The sequence below is a fragment of the Ekhidna sp. genome (assembly GCF_040220215.1).
Taxonomy (GTDB): Bacteria; Bacteroidota; Bacteroidia; order Cytophagales; family Cyclobacteriaceae; genus Ekhidna.
Genome location: NZ_JAVJTR010000011.1, coordinates 242,442 through 260,440, shown reverse-complemented (window position 1 = coordinate 260,440; position 17,999 = coordinate 242,442). Strand labels below are relative to the sequence as shown.

The following is a 17,999-nucleotide window of genomic DNA, read 5'->3' as shown; positions in this document are numbered from 1 at the left end:
GAATGGACGATTTCGGGAAAAGCATGTAATTTTTAATCTATTTGTTCGCGATAGGCCTTTGGAGATACGCCAATGTGCTTTTTGAAGAAGTTGGAGAAATAAAAGGGGTCGTTAAACCCTAGTTGAAAGGCTATTTCCTTAACACTTAACGAAGGTTCATAAGTGAGAAGCCGCTTTGCTTCTGAAGCGATTAATCCATAAATGACCATCTGAGCGGTCTTTCCTGTATGGGTTTTGGCCTGCTCATTTAGTTTTTGCTCAGAAGTATGTAACTCATCAGCATAATTTGCTAAAGTCTGGTTCGTGTCAAAGCTGGCACGAACTAACTCAAGAAATTTAAGGAATAATGCATCCGGTTTCCATATTTCATCTCCACGTGCCACTTTCGAGCGGTTGATTTCCACCAGGATAAGTTCAATTCGTGAATGGACTGAAGTGAGGTATTGATAGGGTCGTTCATGAAGTTCTTTTTCAATCAGTTCGAGCTGTTCATGTACCGCTTTATGATTGACGAGTTCAATGATCTGGTTGTCATCGAAGTGGCAGAACAATCCATTCTCAAAGATCAGCTCAACATCGTTATCGTCCTTGCAGAAAAAATCATAGGTAAATTCAAGGATGTAACCCTTTGCTCGATTTTTTTTTATAAAATGAATTTGACCAGAAGTGATTGTTATAGCTTCCCTTTGAGACAATGAGAAGTCGCTACCATCTATCTGGAGGGTGAGGCTTCCCGATTGGCACCAGACCAAGACATATTTCATTACCCTTCTGGGTTGGTCAATATTGATAGAGTCTAACGATTTCAGTTCCACCATAAGATCATAATTTTCGAATTGAAGGGGATGGATGCTAACATTTGGATAAACGCCATATAGCCTTTATCTACCTTTCAAATATAGCGGAGTGCTAAATATTCGACCTATTTCAACCCTCTCCACATCACATATGTATCCACCAACCCCAGTTCTTTGTGCTGAAATCCTTTGGGCGTGGTACCGATGATCTTAAAACCGAAGGTTTGCCAAAGCTTAACGGCTGCCGTATTCGTTGATACGACAATGTTGAATTGCATGGCGTGATAGCCGGCTGCTTTAGCTATTTGTATGGAATGCTCGCAAAGCTGTTTGCCAATGCCTTTTCCCTGATGAAATGGCTTTATCATATATCCGGCATTCGAAATGTGTTTGCCACGTCCGGGATAATTAGGTTTTAGAAAGTAGGTGCCTACAATTTCTCCGTTTTCATTTTCAGCCACATAAGTCTCCATCTCCGGTGCAAACCAATACTTCTTCAAATCTGCCCTTGGAGTATCATCCGGAAAAACATAGGTGTCGCCTTTCTTGACAACCTCTGAGAAAATCTCCCAAACTCCATCATGGTCCGTCTCGGTAGCTTTTCTGATTAGCATCATGCCAGATCCAGTTTCATCATCAGGTCCGTTTGCATGTCATCACCTAGTTGAAATACATGGGTATCAAAGGTTTTGAATCCATTACGCTCATAAAAACCGATGGCATTGGTGTTCTGATCCCACACTCCCAGCCACAGAAATGCTGTTTTATGAAATCGTGCTCGTTCCATTGCCTTTTCAAACAACGCCTGCCCCAGTTTCTTTCCCTGATAGGCTCTGGAAACATAAATACGCTCAATCTCAAGACCGTTTTGTTCTTTAATCTCTGTTTGAGCATTTCCTACGTTCACTTTCAGATAACCCGCTATGGCTCCATCAACTTTCACAAAGTAGTACTCCGACTGAGGGTTTTCAAGCTCTTTCTTTAATTGAGCTGAATTGAAGTTCGTCTCCAGGTAATTTTCGAGATCACTTTTGGTGTTTTGAGATCCATAGGTCTCTGTAAACGTCGCTATGCATAATGCTTGCAGAGGATCAAGTTGGTCTGTACTGATGCTTTCGATTGTTACCTTCATTCGGTGGATTCAGTTTAGGTTAGCTGCAACCTCTCTAATAACCTTCAGTAGGTAATTTACAGTTCCTTCATGCATGCGATGGTTGATCAGGCAGGCACGAATTACAAATTGATTGTGCAAGGTAGTGCCCGTGATAAACACACGCCCATCTTTCTCTAAAGCGGGGATCAACTTTCTGTTCAGTTCATCAATGGCTTTCTCGTCGGTCAGTCCATTCGTATACCGGAAGCTGGTAACCGCCAGATGAGAAGTGCTTTTCAATTCAAAATCATCCGCCTTTTCAATCTGTTCACCTAGGTAGTGCGCCAGATCTATATCCTTCTGAATCATCGCCTTTAGCTTTTTCATGCCGTAGGTTTTCAGACTCATCCACACCTTGATGGCTTTCGCATTTCGTGTTAACTGAAAATAATGCTCGTTGAAGTTGGTGCGTCCCTGCTCTTCCAGTGTGGTATCCAGATAGGAAGCTTGTTTGAAGTACGTTCGTTGCAGAATACTGAAGTCATTTACCAGCAAACAACCCGCTTCAAATGTCTGGTACATCCATTTGTGAAAATCCAGTGCCAGCGAGTCGGCCAGCTCAATGCCCTTGTATTCTTTCTGTATGCTTTTTAAGCCGGCTGGCAATCCTCCATAGGCCCCATCAATATGAAACCACATGTCATGTTCTTTCGCGATTGAAGCCAAAGCAGTCAGATCATCAATTGCTCCAGTATTCACTGTTCCGGCAGTACCAACCACACAAAAAGGAGTGAAGCCGGCTGCTTTATCCTGCTCTATCGCTGTTTTAAGTGCGTCTATATTGATCGTAAAATCCTCATTGACAGCAATTTTTCGGAGCTGATTGGTGCCAATGCCCAGCTCCATGAGACTTTTGTCTACACAGCCATGCACTTCGGTTGAGGCATAAACGGTAAAAGGCTTCATGCCGAATAGCCCTTTTTCCCGGATATTTTCTTTTTCAAAGAAGATGTTTCTGGCGACTGTCAGTCCGGCCAGGTTGGCAGCAGAACCACCGCTAACCATCACACCTCCACAGTCTTTTCCAAAAGTGGTAAGCTCACCCGCCCATTGTACTACTCGTTTTTCAATTTCACTGGCGGCAGGCCCGAGGTGCCATTTCCCCACATTCTGATTGATGGTGGCTGTCAATTTCTCTGCAAGCAGTGACATTTGTGAGCCGCCAGCCATAACATAGGCATACATGTATGGTCCCACATTGTTGGTGGCCGTATCCATGACCAGTTCTTTGAACAAGTCAATCACTTCTTCAGGATTCATTCCTTCTTTAGGTAGGGGCTCATCAAACCAGCTTTCGACCTCTTTTTGAGGATGGTAATGGTAGGCTTTTTTACTTTCTAAATCGGAAAGCTGATGGATAACCAGATCAGAGGTTTTATTGAGGAGCTTCTGAAATTGCTCCGGAGAGAAATCGAGTGTGTTATTCATTGCCTAATTCGTTTAGGGTTCTTTCTTTAAAATCTTGTTGACTGTACTGCACCTCCAGGGCCTCCAGTAGGTTCAGAAAATTGCTGTCCTCCGAAAAGAGTTTTTTCACTCCTTCGGTTCCCGCTTCCCATATTTCTTCAAAACGCGGTAGGTTTTCTTCAGCTTTCGCAGATAAGAAAAAATGCTTTTTCCGGGAGTCAGACTTATCGATTGTAGAATTGAGGTAGCCGGCCTTCTCCATTTTTCCAACCATAGTAATGACGGAAGGGTGAGAGAAATGAAGTTTGGATGCCATTTCTGTCACTGATAGCTGATCATACTTTTTTAAAAGCCTGAATATCAGGAACCAATTGGGCTCAATATCCAACCTCAACTCCTTGTACATCTGTCTGCCGCTATGGACCATGGCGTCACTTAATCGTTTCAATCTGACAGCAAGCCCCAGGTAGCCTAGTTCATTTACAAAATCGTATTGCATAATAATGTAGTTAACTACGTAAATATATAAAAATAAATGTAGTTGCCTACATAGTTTTTGAATAATTGGTGTTTATTCGTTTGGGATTCTTTGCCTTAATACGGAATAAAAGCCGGTGTAATATTCCTTGATAGCCAGCACTTCATCGTCTTGGTCAACATGGAAGTCGACAAAATCATAGGGCCATTCTGATATCCAAAACCGATGATTATCCAGGTAATACATTTTAACACAATCATCTCCCATACAATAGTGAAGATTGTTGTCCACTAACTTAATGGTGGTGATATTATTCATTTTGTGATCGAAGTTGCGATAGGTTCCTTCATACATTGAGAGATCGATCGGAGGGATTTCTTCCGTTGCATGATTTGGAATTTCCTTATCGAGCACAGCTCTGACATATTCTGCAAATATTTCCCTGACACTAATAGGTGAATTATCAGTATTGATGAATACAACAAAAGTGAGGTCTCTATGCGGGAAGTATACCATGATAGCGTATGTGGATTTATGACCACCTGTATGTCCAATTATTCGCTCACCCATGAACTCACCATTCCTTACTCCTATACCATATCCGGTTTGAATGCCATTGTTCAAAATAATGGGAGTAGTCATTGCTTGAAACGACTCAGGACTTATGATTCGACCATTCGCCCATTTATTGGGAAACTGAGCTAGCATGATGGAAGTGGCTGTTAATCCGCCATCCCCCTTAATCCATGTCCAGTGAGGATAGGAGATAAACTCCTGATCCTTTAATTCCCAATAAGGGGACATTTCAGGGTCGCTGGTAGCGGTGGCGATAAGCTCCAGATCAATCCCGGTAGGCTGATTGATAATGCGATCAACCTCTTGTTGGAAGGTGTTGCCGGTTATCTTTTCAACGATCAGGCCCATCAAGTAAAAACCTGTGTTGCAATAGCTATAGTCACTACCAGCTTCAAAAACCTGACTCCTGTCTTTAAGGAAGGTATAAATATCATTCTTAGTTGGATTCTGACCTGTCTTCAGGTAGGCTGAGTCTATTTCAGAAGCATAATCCTGCAAACCTGAAGTGTGGGAAAGTAAGTGTCTAAGCGTAATAGTTTGGCCTTGCTGCTTATTTGGAAAATCCGGAAGTAGGTTAATGAGTGTGTCATTCAGAGAAACCTTATCCTCATCTACTAGTTTCATGACAATTACAGCCCCAATCAATTTTGAAACAGAAGCCATCAGAAATCGGCTCTGATTGGTTACTGGTTTTGTTTGTTCCAGATCAGTATATCCGAATCCCCTGGCGTACAAGGTGTCTGACTTCTGCATGATTGCGACGGATATTCCGAGCACCTGTTTTTTTTTAATGAATGACTCGCCGATGGAATCAAGTCTTGTTAACAGAGAATTTTCCTGGGATTGTTCCGGTGATGAGCAACAAGTAATCATTGCCAACACTAAGATTAGGGTAAGATTCTTCATGTGTAATAGGTGAGTTGCTATTCAATTTAAGAAAAATCGACGGGATTTCTTCAGAAGCAAATTGATTGAAACAGCTTTTTATTAATTTCCAATTCAATATGGAAAATCAGAAGTTCTTCAAAAAGATCATGGTCGCCAATCGAGGCGAAATAGCCATCCGTGTACTACGTGCCATATCGGAGCTGCATATTCGATCTGTGGCGGTCTACACCTTCGAAGACCGCTACTCATTGCACCGATACAAGGCAGATGAGGGCTATCAAATAGGTCCGGATGACGAACCGTTGAAGCCTTATCTGGATATTGAAGAAATCATTTCTGTCGCAAAAGAAAACGGTGTGGACGCAATCCATCCGGGGTATGGTTTTCTCTCAGAGAATGTAACGTTTGCTACACGATGTAAGGAAGAAGGAATCACATTCATTGGCCCTGAGCCGGAGGTGATGTCTCAATTGGGAGACAAAGTGATGGCTAAGAAAGTGGCCCGTGCAGCGAAAGTCCCGGTTATTGAAGACAATCTTAAGGTTTTGGAGAATGATGAAATAGCCAAAAGCGAAGCGAAGCGCATTGGGTATCCGGTGATCTTAAAAGCTTCTGCCGGAGGTGGAGGTAGAGGCATGCGTGTGGTAAGGAATGAGAAGACCCTGATCAAATCATTTAATGAAGCCAAATCTGAAGCCGGGAAGGCATTTGGAGACGACACGATTTTCCTGGAGAAATATGTAGAGAACCCCAAGCATATTGAAGTGCAGATTCTGGCGGATGGTGCCGGAAATATTGTGCATTTGTATGAACGGGATTGTTCTGTTCAGCGACGATTTCAGAAGGTAGTGGAGGTAGCTCCAAGTGTGGGATTGAAAGATGAAACCCGGGAAAAGTTGTATGAATATGCTTTGCGCATTGCGAAACAGGTAAACTACAACAACGCAGGAACCGTCGAGTTTCTGGTCGATCCGGATGAGAACATCTACTTCATAGAGGTGAATCCTCGGGTGCAGGTGGAACATACCATTACTGAGGAGGTGACAGGTATAGACATTGTTCGAACACAGATTTTGATCGCGGCAGGATGCAAGCTTTCGCATCCACAGATTTTCATTCAGTCGCAGGAAGATATTCAGGTTCGGGGGTTTGCTGTCCAATGTCGGGTGACCACAGAAGACCCGGAAAATGGCTTCAAGCCGGATTATGGAACCATCATTGCATACCGATCTGCCGGTGGGTTTGGCATTCGCCTGGATGCAGGCAATGTGTACAACGGAGTAAAAATCTCTCCATTCTTTGATTCGCTTTTGGTGAAGGTGACGGCAAAAGGTCGAACCTTGAAAGGGGCGGCCCAACGATTGCATCGGGCACTGAGGGAGTTTAGGGTCCGTGGTGTGAAGACGAATATTGGTTTCCTGGAGAATGTGATCTACACGGAAGACTTTTTCAATGGAAAGGCCACCGTCAATTTCATTGATAGTCATCCTGATCTTTTCAAGATTAAAAAGAGCTTTGATCGGGGCACGAAAACACTCAATTACATTGGTGAGGTTTCTGTCAATGGCAGCCCTGATGTAAAATCTTTCGATCCAAATAAAACATTCAGGACTCCCAAACTACCACCTGTTCAGAAAGGAGCTTCCATTCCGGAAGGTTCAAGAGATCGATTAAAGAAGCTGGGTAGAGAAAAATTTGTGCAATCCATCAAAGACGACCAGAAGGTGCATTTTACAGACACCACCTGGCGAGATGCACATCAGTCCTTGTTGGCTACACGTTTCCGAACGGAAGATATGCTGAAGGTGACCCGAAGCTATGCGCAGCAAAATCCTGATGTGTTTTCCATGGAAATGTGGGGAGGCGCTACCTTCGATGTATCCATGCGATTCCTGAAGGAGAGCCCATGGAAGAGACTTCAGCTCATGCGGGAAGCGGCACCAAACATCTTATTTCAGATGCTTTTGAGAGGATCGAATGGAGTAGGGTATACTGCCTATCCGGATAACCTGATCGAGCGGTTTATCGAGCGAACAGCTGAAAACGGCATGGACATCTTCCGTATTTTCGATTCACTCAACTGGATTGAAAACATGAAGGTGAGCATAAAAGCAGTCCGTGAACGAACAGAGTCGTTAGCTGAAGCTTGCATTTGCTATACCGGGGAATTACAGGACGATGATCAGAAGAAATACACGCTTCAGTACTACCTGGATATGGCGCGTCAGTTGGAAGATGAAGGAGCACACCTGTTGGCCATTAAAGACATGGCCGGATTGTTGAAACCATACAGTGCTCAGCTATTGGTGTCTGAGTTGAAGAAGGCGGTGGACTTACCTATACACCTGCATACGCATGACACCTCATCCATGCAGGCGGCTATGTACCTGAAAGCCATTGAATCAGGGGTTGATATTGTGGATGTTTCACTAGCTTCCATGTCAGGGCTTACCTCTCAGCCTAACTTCAATTCACTTGTGGCTACTCTGAAGTACCATGAAAGAGGAAGGGAAATGAATCTGGAATCGTTGAACAAACACTCAACTTATTTTGAGGATGTAAGAGAATTTTACTACCCGTTTGAGTCGGGATTGAAAGCGGGAACAGCAGAAGTATACGATCACGAAATTCCTGGAGGTCAGTACTCTAATTTACGACCTCAGGCAATCGCCCTGGGATTGGAACATAAGTTTGAGACGATCAAGAAAAACTATGAGATCGTCAACGATCTATTTGGTGATATCGTGAAGGTGACTCCTTCATCCAAGGTAGTGGGAGACATGGCGATGTTTATGACGGCCAATGATCTTAGTGCTGAAGAGATATTTGAAAAAGGAGCTTCTCTTTCATTCCCTGAATCGGTGATCGGATTCTTCAAAGGGGATTTAGGACAGCCACCGGGTGGATTCCCTGCGGAGATCAGCAAGTTGATCCTAAAAAATCAAAAACCATTGAAAGGCCGAGCCAATGACAACATGGATCCGGTAGATTTTGAGAAGGAATTTGCGGCCTTTCAAAAGGAGTTTCCTCGAACAGATTTCGACGATTTCTTATCGTTTAAGCTTTACCCTAAAGTCTTCAAGGAATATTACCAGCACATTCAGGAGTACGATGAAGTGACTCACTTACCCACTCCTGTTTTCTTCTATGGAATGAAACGAGGCGAGGAGGTGATTGTGGAGATTGCTAAAGGCAAGAACATCATCATTGAGATGGGTTTCATCACTGAGCCGGATGAGGAAGGCATGCGAACGGTTTCATTCAAACTCAATGGACAAACACGACGGATCAGCATACGGGATAAGAAAGTAGCCGTTAAGAAAATCTCCAACCGAAAAGCGGATGCTGATAACGAGATCGGATCTCCACTTCAGGGTAAGATTGCCGAGGTGAAAGTGAAAGAAGGCGACAAGGTGAAGAAGGACGATGTGCTGTTTGTGATTGAGGCCATGAAAATGGAAACGACCGTTTCTTCATCGGTTTCGGGAACAGTGAAGAAAATCCACTTGCAATCCGGCGAACTGGTAGAGCAGGATGATTTGGTGGTGGAGATGGGGTAGAATTCCCCTCCTTGGGGGGCTATAGGTGGTTAGAAAGAATGAAATGATAGATGGTCACATTATTCATCAATTTTGAAAAAGCGGATGGCATTATGATAAACAATCATTTGTTTGTCCTCAGGAGTTAAAAATTCCAGTGAATTTAGAAACTCAATCGATTTTGTTGCAGCTCCCGGCCAAACCATTTGATCGGTACCGAACATGACTCTATTTAAAACTCCGGAATTTTTAGCCGATTTTAAGAATCTGACAGCATAATCTTGGGTAAGTGGACTTACCCACAGCAGCACACCAAGATCGACATAAAGATGCTGGTAAAGATTCAGCATACGAACAGCGTTTTCAAAAAACACTTCTCCACTGTGCATAAGATAAACCTGAAGTTTTGGATACTTAATAAGGACATCTTCTATCAGCAACGGATCTCCATGCGAAATACGAAACTTGGGGCAGCATCGATAGGGAGTCATAGGTGGCCCCCCACCAGTATGATATGCGACTGGAATTCCATATTCCTCGCAAATTTTCAGATACGGTGCATATATAGGATCATTTAACGTGCGACCAAAATATACCCCTGCGACTTCTCCAAAAACGCGAATAGTTCCTTCTTTCACATGGGTTTCAAACTCCTTAATTGGAATTAATTCTTCTTCGTCCATGTATCCGGGTATAAATCTCGAATCCGCTTCAACGTATTTAGAAATACTTTCAACTGAGCCAGATACTATAGCATATTGGACATTATGCTTATCCATCATTTCAATCGTTCGAGCTAGATGTTCCTGAGCAGAGGAGGGAGATAAAATACCTGTAGGATGTGTTTGACCACCCCAGTAATCATTATCTGTGTAACTGTGTAAGTGGACATCAAAAATTTGAGAATTGCCCAGTGTTGCGATAAATGTACCTAAGAGGGACAGTAGTATAGATTTATAATCCATGTGATTGCTAAGAGAGCGTTTGATTAGTAATAGAAAAGCATATATGTAAGCTATAGTAAAAGTTTAAAATATTCCTGCTCGTAGTTAACGAGAATCCTAAAGCAACACTTCGGGGCTGGAAACTTATAGAGCAGGATGATTTGGTTGTGGAATTTTGATAATTCCCCTCCTTGGAGGGGCTAGGGGTGGGTCAGAAGCATACTATTCATTTATTCATCCTTGTGTCAAACGAATATGAGAAATGATTTGATCAGCAAAAAAGCCTCTCAATTTCTGAGAGGCTTTTGTATCTAGTTTTTCTTGTTGTTTTTAAACGACTTGTCCGGATAGGCCGGTGGTGGGGGAACAGGTCGAGGGTCTTCTTGAATCTTCTGCTTTAAGTGTTCGATCGCCTTATCTAGCTGGGCATCTTTGCCATTGAAAGTAGCATGCGGTAAATTATCAATCTCGATATCCGGCTCAAAGCCACGTCCTTCAATGCGCCATTCGCCGTTTGCATACACACCAAACATTGGAGCTCGTGCAATCCCACCATCACTGAGTCGATTGCCACTATGAAGCCATATTTCACCACCCCAGGTTCTGGTTCCAATAGTAGTACCTAAACCTAATTCTGTAAACCCATCGGCGAACGCCTCACCATCGGAATAAGTGTTTTCATTTACTAAAACAGCAATATGTCCTCTGAATGCATACGGCATATTCCAATAGGGTTCTCCAGAACGTGCCTGCCAGTACATCCATGCCTTGCGGAGAAGTTTTTCCAGAATGAAACTGTCAATGTTTCCTCCCCAGTTGTATCGCACATCAACGATTAATCCCTGACGGTTAAAGACCGGGTAGAATTCCCTGTAGAATTGATTTATATCGTTGCTACCCATGGCGCGAAGGTGCAAATAACCAATAGTCTCATCAGACTGCTGGTCTACATATTTTCGGTTACTATATTCCCAATCCCGATACCTTAGGTTGAATGCACTACCTATCGGAGTGACAATGATGTCCCGAATACTGGAACCTCGCTTTATCGCTAGTCTGACCTGCTTTCCTACCTGATTCCGAATTAGCTCCCCAATATCATTGGCTGAAAGAGCCGCACGACCATTGACACTTGTGATAATGTCTCCTTCCTTCACATCCAGATAAGGATCATCCAAAGGGGATTTTTCATCCGGATAGTCAGGATCTGCTTTGTAGATGTAGTCGATGCGGAAGCCGCCTGCAGCTTCATCACGCGTAAATATCCCTCCAAGAGTTGCAACAGGGATGTTTTTTTCATCACTTCGGGTGTCACCACCTCTAACACTCGTATGCAGTGCCGCCAGCTCACCAACAAATCGACCGATCAAATCAGATAATTCATTTCGAGTGGTCACCCGATCAACCAATGGAAGATACTTAGCATGCATAGCATCCCAGTCCACACCGTGCATGTTTTTGTCATAGAAATAATCCCTTTCCATCCGCCAGGCATCCGTAAACAATTGCCTCCATTCTTCTTTCGGGTCAATAGGGAATTTCCATCCACTTAAATCGACCTTGCTATCATTCAAATCACTAATGGGGCTCGTGCCTGCATCAACTACATAAAAATTTCGCTGCTTTGCTACCAAAAGCTTCTCACCATCTGCTGTTAAATCAAATGAGTTTATATCATTTACTATGGTTTTTACTTCAGGGTCTTCATTGGTGATTTTGACAGCAGCCAGGTGGCTTTTTGCATCTACCCCGGTTTCTCTGGAAATCACATAAAGTGCTTTATCGTTTACTTCCAATCCAAAGTAGTTTCCGGGTTTTACAGGCACTTCCATGAGACGTCCCTGAATGCCTGCCTGATCGACTACAACCTTAACACCCGAGTCCTCTTCTTCGTCCTTTCCTTTTTTCTTTTTATCCCCATCGTCATCTTTCTTCTCCTCATCTCCGGAATAAAGCTCATCTGCAGGTCTGAAAGGTGATCGGGTTCCTTTCTGAAGAGGAATGTGATAGATTTTTTCACTCACATCAAAATAGGGTTCAGGCTGACGTGTACCCCATGGACTTCCTACCAGCGTAGTGAAGTTTCGATCAGAGATAAAGTAGATAAACTTTCCGTCCGGGCTCCAGCGTGGATTGAAACTGTTGGCCCGATCAGAAGTGAGTTCAAACTGTTGTTTAGTATTGACACTGTATACTCGAATTTGAACCATACTATTTGCAGCGGCTTGTACATACGCCAGCCACTGACTGTCAGGCGACCAGGAAAAGTCCCAGATGCCTTCCTGATTCGTGGAGATTTTGGTGCTTACGCCTGAAGCTACATTGAGCACATACATATTGCTCTCCAGGTCATCATAAGCAATCCACTTATCGTCCGGAGATGGTTTGCCTCCATATCTCAATAAGTTACCATCTGAGGTGATTGCGGTTTCAGCACCCATCCCATCGGTCGGCATTTTCACAAACTCAAATTCACCAGATTCATCGGAGAGTGCAATGACTGACTTTCCATCTGCAGAGAATGTTGCATCCCGATACCTCACATCATCCTTTTCAGTAAATGAGACGGTTCTGCCTGTTTTTGTAGGCACCACAAAGACCCGACCTCTGGCCGTAATTACAATTTTAGATCCATCCATGTTAGGATTTGCTGAAGTGATGTATTGTGAAGGGTTTTCCTCCCACTTTTCTCTGAGCTGATCCAGGTCAGAAGCGAGCGTGATGGATATTTTTTCAGAAGTGTTCGATGCAATGGTGTATTTCCAAAGGTCTGCTCCAACCTGGTACACGACAACTCCATTAGAAATATTAGCGGATCGAACATCAAAGTCTTGGTGCGTAGTGTGCTGCTTTTTGTCGCCACCATTTTCATCCATGGACCATACATTCATAATACCATCTCTGTCGGATAGAAAATAAACTCGGCTATCATGCCACAACGGGTGGTGGCTTTCTCCATCATAGTCTGTGGTGAGCTTGATGGCTTCATCTGTACCAAATGTGAATTTCCAAATTTGTCTTGCAGTACCTCCTTTGTACCTTTTGGTAACATTTCCATGGTCTGCCGGTCGCACAAAAAATACGGTTTGACCATCCGCACTAAATGAAGCCTCACTTGCCTGATCAAGTGGAATTATTGTTTTCACCTTTGTCTTGGTATCAATGGTAACCAGTCGTTCATCCGGCTTTTTATTGTAGGCCCAGGTGGCGTAAACGATTTTACCATCAGGTGTCCATGTGGTAGCGACGGACGGTTCGCTCTCATACGTCCATCTTGTAGTCATTCCACCATTAATAGGCATGGTATAGATTTCAGTGGGCCCTTCATAACTCGCTGAAAAAAGTATCGTCCTTCCATCCGGTGAGATGATTGGAAATCGTTCTTCTTCAGGGTGAGTCGTTAGTCGTTGCGCCAGACCTCCGGAAAGTAGAACAGACCAAATATCACCTTCAGCACAAAATATAATTTGATCATTGTGTACATCAGGGTTTTGATAATACCCTTCAAATCCCTGACTCTGGATAGTAGTTATTGAGAATAAACAAAATAACGCTACTATTAATCGTAGTGAAGTGGAAAGCATAGTTTTAGGTTTTTGTTGGAGTACTAAATCTAACTCTCTTTTGAGTTACAATTCAATTTTTAACTGTATTTAGGAAATTACTTAGGATGAACGGTTGGACTTAAAGAATTTCAATAAATTCCATCGTGCAAAAAGCCAAAACCAACTGGACCTACCTAATACTTCTCATACTTGCTGGCGAGGCTGTCTTCGTGCTGCCGTTTGTACTTCAGCGTGTTTTCCGATCAACTGTACTCGAGGTATTTCAAATTAATAATACGGAGCTAGGACTCTGCTTTGCCTATTACGGCATCACCGCCATGGTTTCATATTTTTTTGGAGGACCCATCGCAGATCGCTTTGAACCTCGAAAACTGATCGCATTTTCATTATGGTCAACCGCATTGGGAGGATTGGTATATGCACTGTATCCCGGTTTTTTTGCGTTGCAGCTATTGTATGGCTATTGGGGGTTCACTACCATCTTTCTATTCTGGTCACCCATGATCAAGGCTACTCGTATTTGGGGAGGTATCGGCGATCAGGGTAAGGCGTTTGGAATGCTGGATGGTGGAAGAGGGCTGATTGGCGCGTTGTTCGGTTTATTTGCAGTCTTGCTGTTTGCCAATTCGCTCGCTGAGAATATTGAAATAAATCTTGATGAACGAAGAGAAGCCTTTCGGTGGGCTGTTTATGGATCAACCGGACTTATTGTCATTATAGGTGTACTTATTTGGTTTCTTCTGAAATCAGATGCTGGAAGAGATGAGAAGATTGATCACATATCGATCAAACAAATTGGTGAAGTGGTTAAGCTTCCCACCGTTTGGTTACTGATGGTCATTATTTTATGCGCGTATATGGGGTACAAAACCACCGATGTGGTTTCGCTTTATGCACGTGAAGTTTTATTGCACGATGAAATCAATTCTGCTCGAATTGGTACCTTTTTATTGTTTATGCGACCGGTATCCGGTGTTTTGGTTGGCTTTCTTGCCGACAGATCGAGAACAACTTTATGGCTCTTTATCAGCTTTTTGATCGTTTTGCTGGGCTCGCTGTGGTTTGCAAGTGGATTAGGTCATGGTTACTTAGCGATCTTCTTGGTGTCCATCTTCACCATATCAGGTGGAGTTTATGCCGCACGGGCATTGTACTTTGCCGTAATGAAAGAAGGGAACATTCCTCTTCACCTAACCGGCACAGCGGTAGGTTTAGTTTCAGTAATTGGATTTACACCGGATGTATTTGCAGGTGTGGTTATTGGATACTTGTTGGATGCCAATCCGGGAGTGGTGGGTCATCAGCATGTATTCTTGTTGTTGGCAGCTTTCTCGGTAATCGGAGGCTTATGCGCATGGAGATATCACAAGATTAGCAAAACAGGTATTGGAGCTTAATCATTGGCGCATAACTTAGCGAAATGAACCCTTCGGAAATCCTAAAGCAGTATTGGGGATATGACTCTTTCAGAGCTATGCAGGAGGAGATTATCCAGTCAGTGCTGGATGGAAAGGATACGCTGGCGTTGCTGCCGACCGGAGGGGGAAAGTCCATTTGTTTTCAGGTTCCGGCTTTAGCACTTGAAGGGGTTTGCATTGTAGTGTCTCCGTTGATTTCACTGATGAAAGATCAGGTGGATCAATTGCAGCGAAGAGGAATTAAATCTGCGGCTATTTACTCCGGGATGAGTCGAAGAGAGATAGATATAACGCTGGATAATTGTATCTATGGGGATTTCAAGTTCTTGTATGTATCTCCTGAACGGCTGAAAACGGAGATATTTCTGGAGCGGGCAAAGCAAATGAATATCAGCTTGCTGGCAATTGATGAAGCACATTGTATTTCACAGTGGGGCTATGATTTCCGGCCCCCATATCTGCAGATAGCAGAATTCAAAAAAGAGATAGGAGTTGAGCGGTTGATTGCTTTGACTGCTACAGCTACGAAGGAAGTAAAGGAAGAAATTACTGAGAAGCTAGAGTTAAAAGATGTGCAGATCTTCCAAAAAAGTTTCGCAAGGGCTAATCTTTCCTATTCAGCATTCCGATTGGAAAACAAGGAAGGAAAACTTCTTGAGATTTTAGGTAATGTGCCGGGAACGTCGGTAGTGTATGTGAGGAGCCGCAAGCGTACCAAAGAGATTGCTGATTTGTTAAGAAGAAACCATATTTCGGCAGACCATTATCATGCAGGTCTTTCCGGCCTGGAACGTTCAGAAAAGCAAACCGACTGGATCAATAATAAAGTGAGGGTGATGGTAGCCACCAATGCATTTGGGATGGGGATTGACAAACCAGATGTGCGGACGGTCATACATCTGGATCTACCGGATTCGTTAGAGACGTATTATCAAGAAGCTGGCAGGGCAGGCAGAGATGAAAGGAAAGCCTATGCTGTCGCACTTTATCACGATCAGGATATTGATGAATTAAAGGATCGGACCAACCGATCGGTGGTTTCGCTGGAGCAGATCAAACGTACCTATCAGGCGCTGGCCAATTTCTTTAAGATGGCGATTGGGAGTCATGCATTATCCAGCTTCCCATTCAATTATGAGCAGTTTATAAATACGTATAACCTTCCTGTCGTAGAGACTTATGCAGCGCTGAAAAAACTGACTGATGAGGGTCTCATTCAGATGACGGAGGGATTTTATGAGCATTCTAAGATTACCTTCCTTCTGGATAAAAGTGAGACCTACAAGTTTCAAATCGCTAATCCAAAGCTGGACACGGTCATCAAAACACTTCTTCGGCTGTATGGAGGTGAGGTGTTTGCAGGATATGCCAAAATCAAAGAAAAAGACGTTGGTTCGCTATTGAAAACGGATAAAGTGCAGGTTAGAAAGTGGCTGAAATTTTTGAATGACAGTGAGGTAATTGACTATCAACCCGCAATGGATTCTGCCACTATTACGTTTCTGACTCCTCGACTTGATCCTGAAAAGTTACCGATTGACAATAAGCAGATTGAGTGGCGAAGGAAGCTGGCATTGGAAAAAGCTAATTCGGTGATTGAGTATATGAAGTCAACCGAATGTCGCACCCAAATTTTTCAACGATACTTTGATGAAGAGACTTCCCTTACCTGTGGCATTTGTGACAATGATCTGGAAAAGAAAAAGCAGCTAAAAGCCAGCGAAATTCCAATTGAAAGGGTAGAGGAGGTATTGGAATCTCCACGCAATATGTCAGAGTTGCGTGCCCTAATGGCCAGTTATACCCAGGATCAGATCATGGAAGCGCTGAGAATTCTGATTAATGACAAGAAGGTGGTTGAGTGTGGGGGGAGGTTTTCTTTAGTTTAACCACAGAGTTCACTGGGAGATACACGGAGGTCTCAGAGGTTAAGAACTACAATAGCAACTCAGCTTTCTCTGTGGGATTTTCTCAGCTTTCTCTGTGGTTAAAAATCACTCTTCCAAAGCCGCCACCCCCGGCAGTACTTTCCCTTCCATGTACTCAAGCAATGCTCCACCTCCAGTAGATACATAAGAGACCTTATCGCCATATCCAAGGTTGTTCACAGCAGCAGCAGAGTCCCCACCACCGATCAGAGAGAAGCCCCCGTTTTCAGTTGCTTTTACAACGGATTGTGCAATGGTGTTGGTCCCAGCAGCGAAGTTGCTCATTTCGAATACGCCCATCGGCCCATTCCAAAGGACGGTCTTGGAGTTTTCGATGATTTTGGAGAATACTTCTCTTGATTCAGGCCCAATGTCTAATCCCATAAACCCTGCAGGAATTGCATAATTATCACTGGTTTGGGTGTTAGCATCATTGCTGAAGTTATCAGCTATGATGGAATCTTTTGGAAGCTGAAGATCAACACCTTTCTCTTTTGCTTTGGAGATCAATGTTTTCGCAAGATCCAGCTTATCTTCTTCTACCAGGGAGTTTCCAATTTGTCCACCCATTGCCTTGAAGAAGGTGTAGCTCATCCCACCACCAATGATCAGGTGATCTACCTTATCAAGTAGTTGCTCGATGATCATGATCTTATCTGAGATCTTCGCTCCACCCATGATAGCGGTGAAAGGCTTATCAGCCTTTTCCAATACTTTTTGAGCATTCTCAAGCTCCGCTTTCATCACATATCCACAGCATTTGTCTTCGAATGATTTAGCAGCAACGGTAGTAGAAGCATGGGCTCTGTGAGCAGTACCAAAAGCGTCATTCACATAAATATCACCAAGACTTGCCAGCTTTTGCGCAAATGCTTCATCCCCAGCTGTTTCTTCTTTATGGAAGCGTACGTTTTCCAGTAGCAGGACTTCCCCGGGTTGAAGTGCTTGTGCCTCATCTGTTGCTGATTGCCCGACACAATCATCCGCGAACTTAACCGGAACATCAAGTTTTTGCCCCAGGTTGGGAATAATATGACGAAGTGAAAACTTATCTTCAGGCCCGTTTTTCGGTCGTCCCAGGTGAGACATCAAAATGCATGATCCACCATCATTAAGAATCTTTTTCAGCGTAGGGATGGCAGCATTGATTCGCGTTTCATCAGTTACTTCCATCTGGTCATTAAGCGGAACATTAAAGTCCACTCTGATCAATGCCTTCTTTCCTTCAAAGTTGTAATCCTGGATGGTTTTCATTGGGTCTGTTTTTTTGAGACCGCAAACTTAAGAAGCCTATGCTAATTATGT

12 protein-coding genes are annotated in these 17,999 nt (G+C 43.5%); 3 read left to right on the top strand and 9 right to left on the bottom strand.

Features of this window, described 5'->3' with window-relative positions:
• Nucleotides 1-32: 32 nt before the first annotated feature.
• The 6 genes from RIC88_RS05435 to RIC88_RS05410 all read right to left on the bottom strand — a co-directional run bounded on the left by RIC88_RS05435 (nt 33) and on the right by RIC88_RS05410 (nt 5,317).
• Nucleotides 33-764: an AraC family transcriptional regulator gene (locus RIC88_RS05435; RefSeq protein ID WP_350216487.1), complete on the bottom strand. Its 732-nt coding sequence runs from the start codon at nt 762-764 to the stop codon at nt 33-35.
• A 158-nt stretch (nt 765-922) separates the two neighbouring features.
• A complete protein-coding gene (locus RIC88_RS05430) occupies nt 923-1,414 on the bottom strand; it encodes a GNAT family N-acetyltransferase (RefSeq protein ID WP_350216486.1) in 492 nt (163 codons plus the stop codon).
• Nucleotides 1,411-1,929, bottom strand: coding sequence for a GNAT family N-acetyltransferase (locus tag RIC88_RS05425; RefSeq protein ID WP_350216485.1), 519 nt, complete (start codon nt 1,927-1,929; stop codon nt 1,411-1,413). The genes RIC88_RS05430 and RIC88_RS05425 overlap by 4 nt, the downstream gene beginning before the upstream one ends.
• 9 nt (nt 1,930-1,938) lie before the next feature.
• A complete protein-coding gene (locus RIC88_RS05420; protein WP_350216484.1) occupies nt 1,939-3,378 on the bottom strand; it encodes a pyridoxal phosphate-dependent decarboxylase family protein in 1,440 nt (479 codons plus the stop codon).
• Nucleotides 3,371-3,856, bottom strand: a complete 486-nt coding sequence (locus RIC88_RS05415) for a MarR family winged helix-turn-helix transcriptional regulator (protein ID WP_350216483.1) — start codon at nt 3,854-3,856, stop codon at nt 3,371-3,373. The genes RIC88_RS05420 and RIC88_RS05415 overlap by 8 nt, the downstream gene beginning before the upstream one ends.
• Nucleotides 3,857-3,928: 72 nt before the next feature.
• Nucleotides 3,929-5,317, bottom strand: a complete 1,389-nt coding sequence (locus tag RIC88_RS05410; protein WP_350216482.1) for a serine hydrolase domain-containing protein — start codon at nt 5,315-5,317, stop codon at nt 3,929-3,931.
• Nucleotides 5,318-5,415: 98 nt separating this feature from the next.
• Between RIC88_RS05410 and RIC88_RS05405 the strand changes: the two genes are divergently transcribed.
• Nucleotides 5,416-8,859, top strand: coding sequence for a pyruvate carboxylase (locus RIC88_RS05405; RefSeq protein WP_350216481.1), 3,444 nt, complete (start codon nt 5,416-5,418; stop codon nt 8,857-8,859).
• Between the two features lie 59 nt (nt 8,860-8,918).
• Here RIC88_RS05405 and RIC88_RS05400 read toward each other — a convergent pair whose 3' ends face one another.
• Together RIC88_RS05400 and RIC88_RS05395 are read right to left on the bottom strand one after the other, a co-directional pair.
• On the bottom strand, nt 8,919-9,803 hold the full coding sequence (locus RIC88_RS05400; protein WP_350216480.1) for an amidohydrolase family protein: 885 nt from the start codon (nt 9,801-9,803) through the stop codon (nt 8,919-8,921).
• 290 nt (nt 9,804-10,093) lie between these two features.
• Nucleotides 10,094-13,366 (bottom strand): S41 family peptidase, encoded by a 3,273-nt coding sequence (locus RIC88_RS05395; RefSeq protein ID WP_350216479.1) that lies wholly within the window; start codon nt 13,364-13,366, stop codon nt 10,094-10,096.
• Between the two features lie 125 nt (nt 13,367-13,491).
• Between RIC88_RS05395 and RIC88_RS05390 the strand changes: the two genes are divergently transcribed.
• Together RIC88_RS05390 and RIC88_RS05385 are read left to right on the top strand one after the other, a co-directional pair.
• Nucleotides 13,492-14,745, top strand: coding sequence for an MFS transporter (locus RIC88_RS05390; RefSeq protein WP_350216478.1), 1,254 nt, complete (start codon nt 13,492-13,494; stop codon nt 14,743-14,745).
• 23 nt (nt 14,746-14,768) lie between these two features.
• Nucleotides 14,769-16,655: a RecQ family ATP-dependent DNA helicase gene (locus RIC88_RS05385; RefSeq protein WP_350216477.1), complete on the top strand. Its 1,887-nt coding sequence runs from the start codon at nt 14,769-14,771 to the stop codon at nt 16,653-16,655.
• A gap of 105 nt (nt 16,656-16,760) precedes the next feature.
• Here the strand turns inward: RIC88_RS05385 and RIC88_RS05380 are convergent, their stop codons facing one another.
• Entirely contained in the window at nt 16,761-17,948 is a 1,188-nt protein-coding gene (locus tag RIC88_RS05380) for a phosphoglycerate kinase (protein WP_350216476.1), read from the bottom strand.
• Nucleotides 17,949-17,999: the final 51 nt, after the last annotated feature.

Coding starts and splice junctions, on each gene's coding strand:
- RIC88_RS05435 (WP_350216487.1), bottom strand. CDS start 764: ATGAAATATGTCTTGGTCTGGTGCCAATCGGGAAGCCTCACCCTCCAG.
- RIC88_RS05430 (WP_350216486.1), bottom strand. CDS start 1,414: ATGATGCTAATCAGAAAAGCTACCGAGACGGACCATGATGGAGTTTGG.
- RIC88_RS05425 (WP_350216485.1), bottom strand. CDS start 1,929: ATGAAGGTAACAATCGAAAGCATCAGTACAGACCAACTTGATCCTCTG.
- RIC88_RS05420 (WP_350216484.1), bottom strand. CDS start 3,378: ATGAATAACACACTCGATTTCTCTCCGGAGCAATTTCAGAAGCTCCTC.
- RIC88_RS05415 (WP_350216483.1), bottom strand. CDS start 3,856: ATGCAATACGATTTTGTAAATGAACTAGGCTACCTGGGGCTTGCTGTC.
- RIC88_RS05410 (WP_350216482.1), bottom strand. CDS start 5,317: ATGAAGAATCTTACCCTAATCTTAGTGTTGGCAATGATTACTTGTTGC.
- RIC88_RS05405 (WP_350216481.1), top strand. CDS start 5,416: ATGGAAAATCAGAAGTTCTTCAAAAAGATCATGGTCGCCAATCGAGGC.
- RIC88_RS05400 (WP_350216480.1), bottom strand. CDS start 9,803: ATGGATTATAAATCTATACTACTGTCCCTCTTAGGTACATTTATCGCA.
- RIC88_RS05395 (WP_350216479.1), bottom strand. CDS start 13,366: ATGCTTTCCACTTCACTACGATTAATAGTAGCGTTATTTTGTTTATTC.
- RIC88_RS05385 (WP_350216477.1), top strand. CDS start 14,769: ATGAACCCTTCGGAAATCCTAAAGCAGTATTGGGGATATGACTCTTTC.
- RIC88_RS05380 (WP_350216476.1), bottom strand. CDS start 17,948: ATGAAAACCATCCAGGATTACAACTTTGAAGGAAAGAAGGCATTGATC.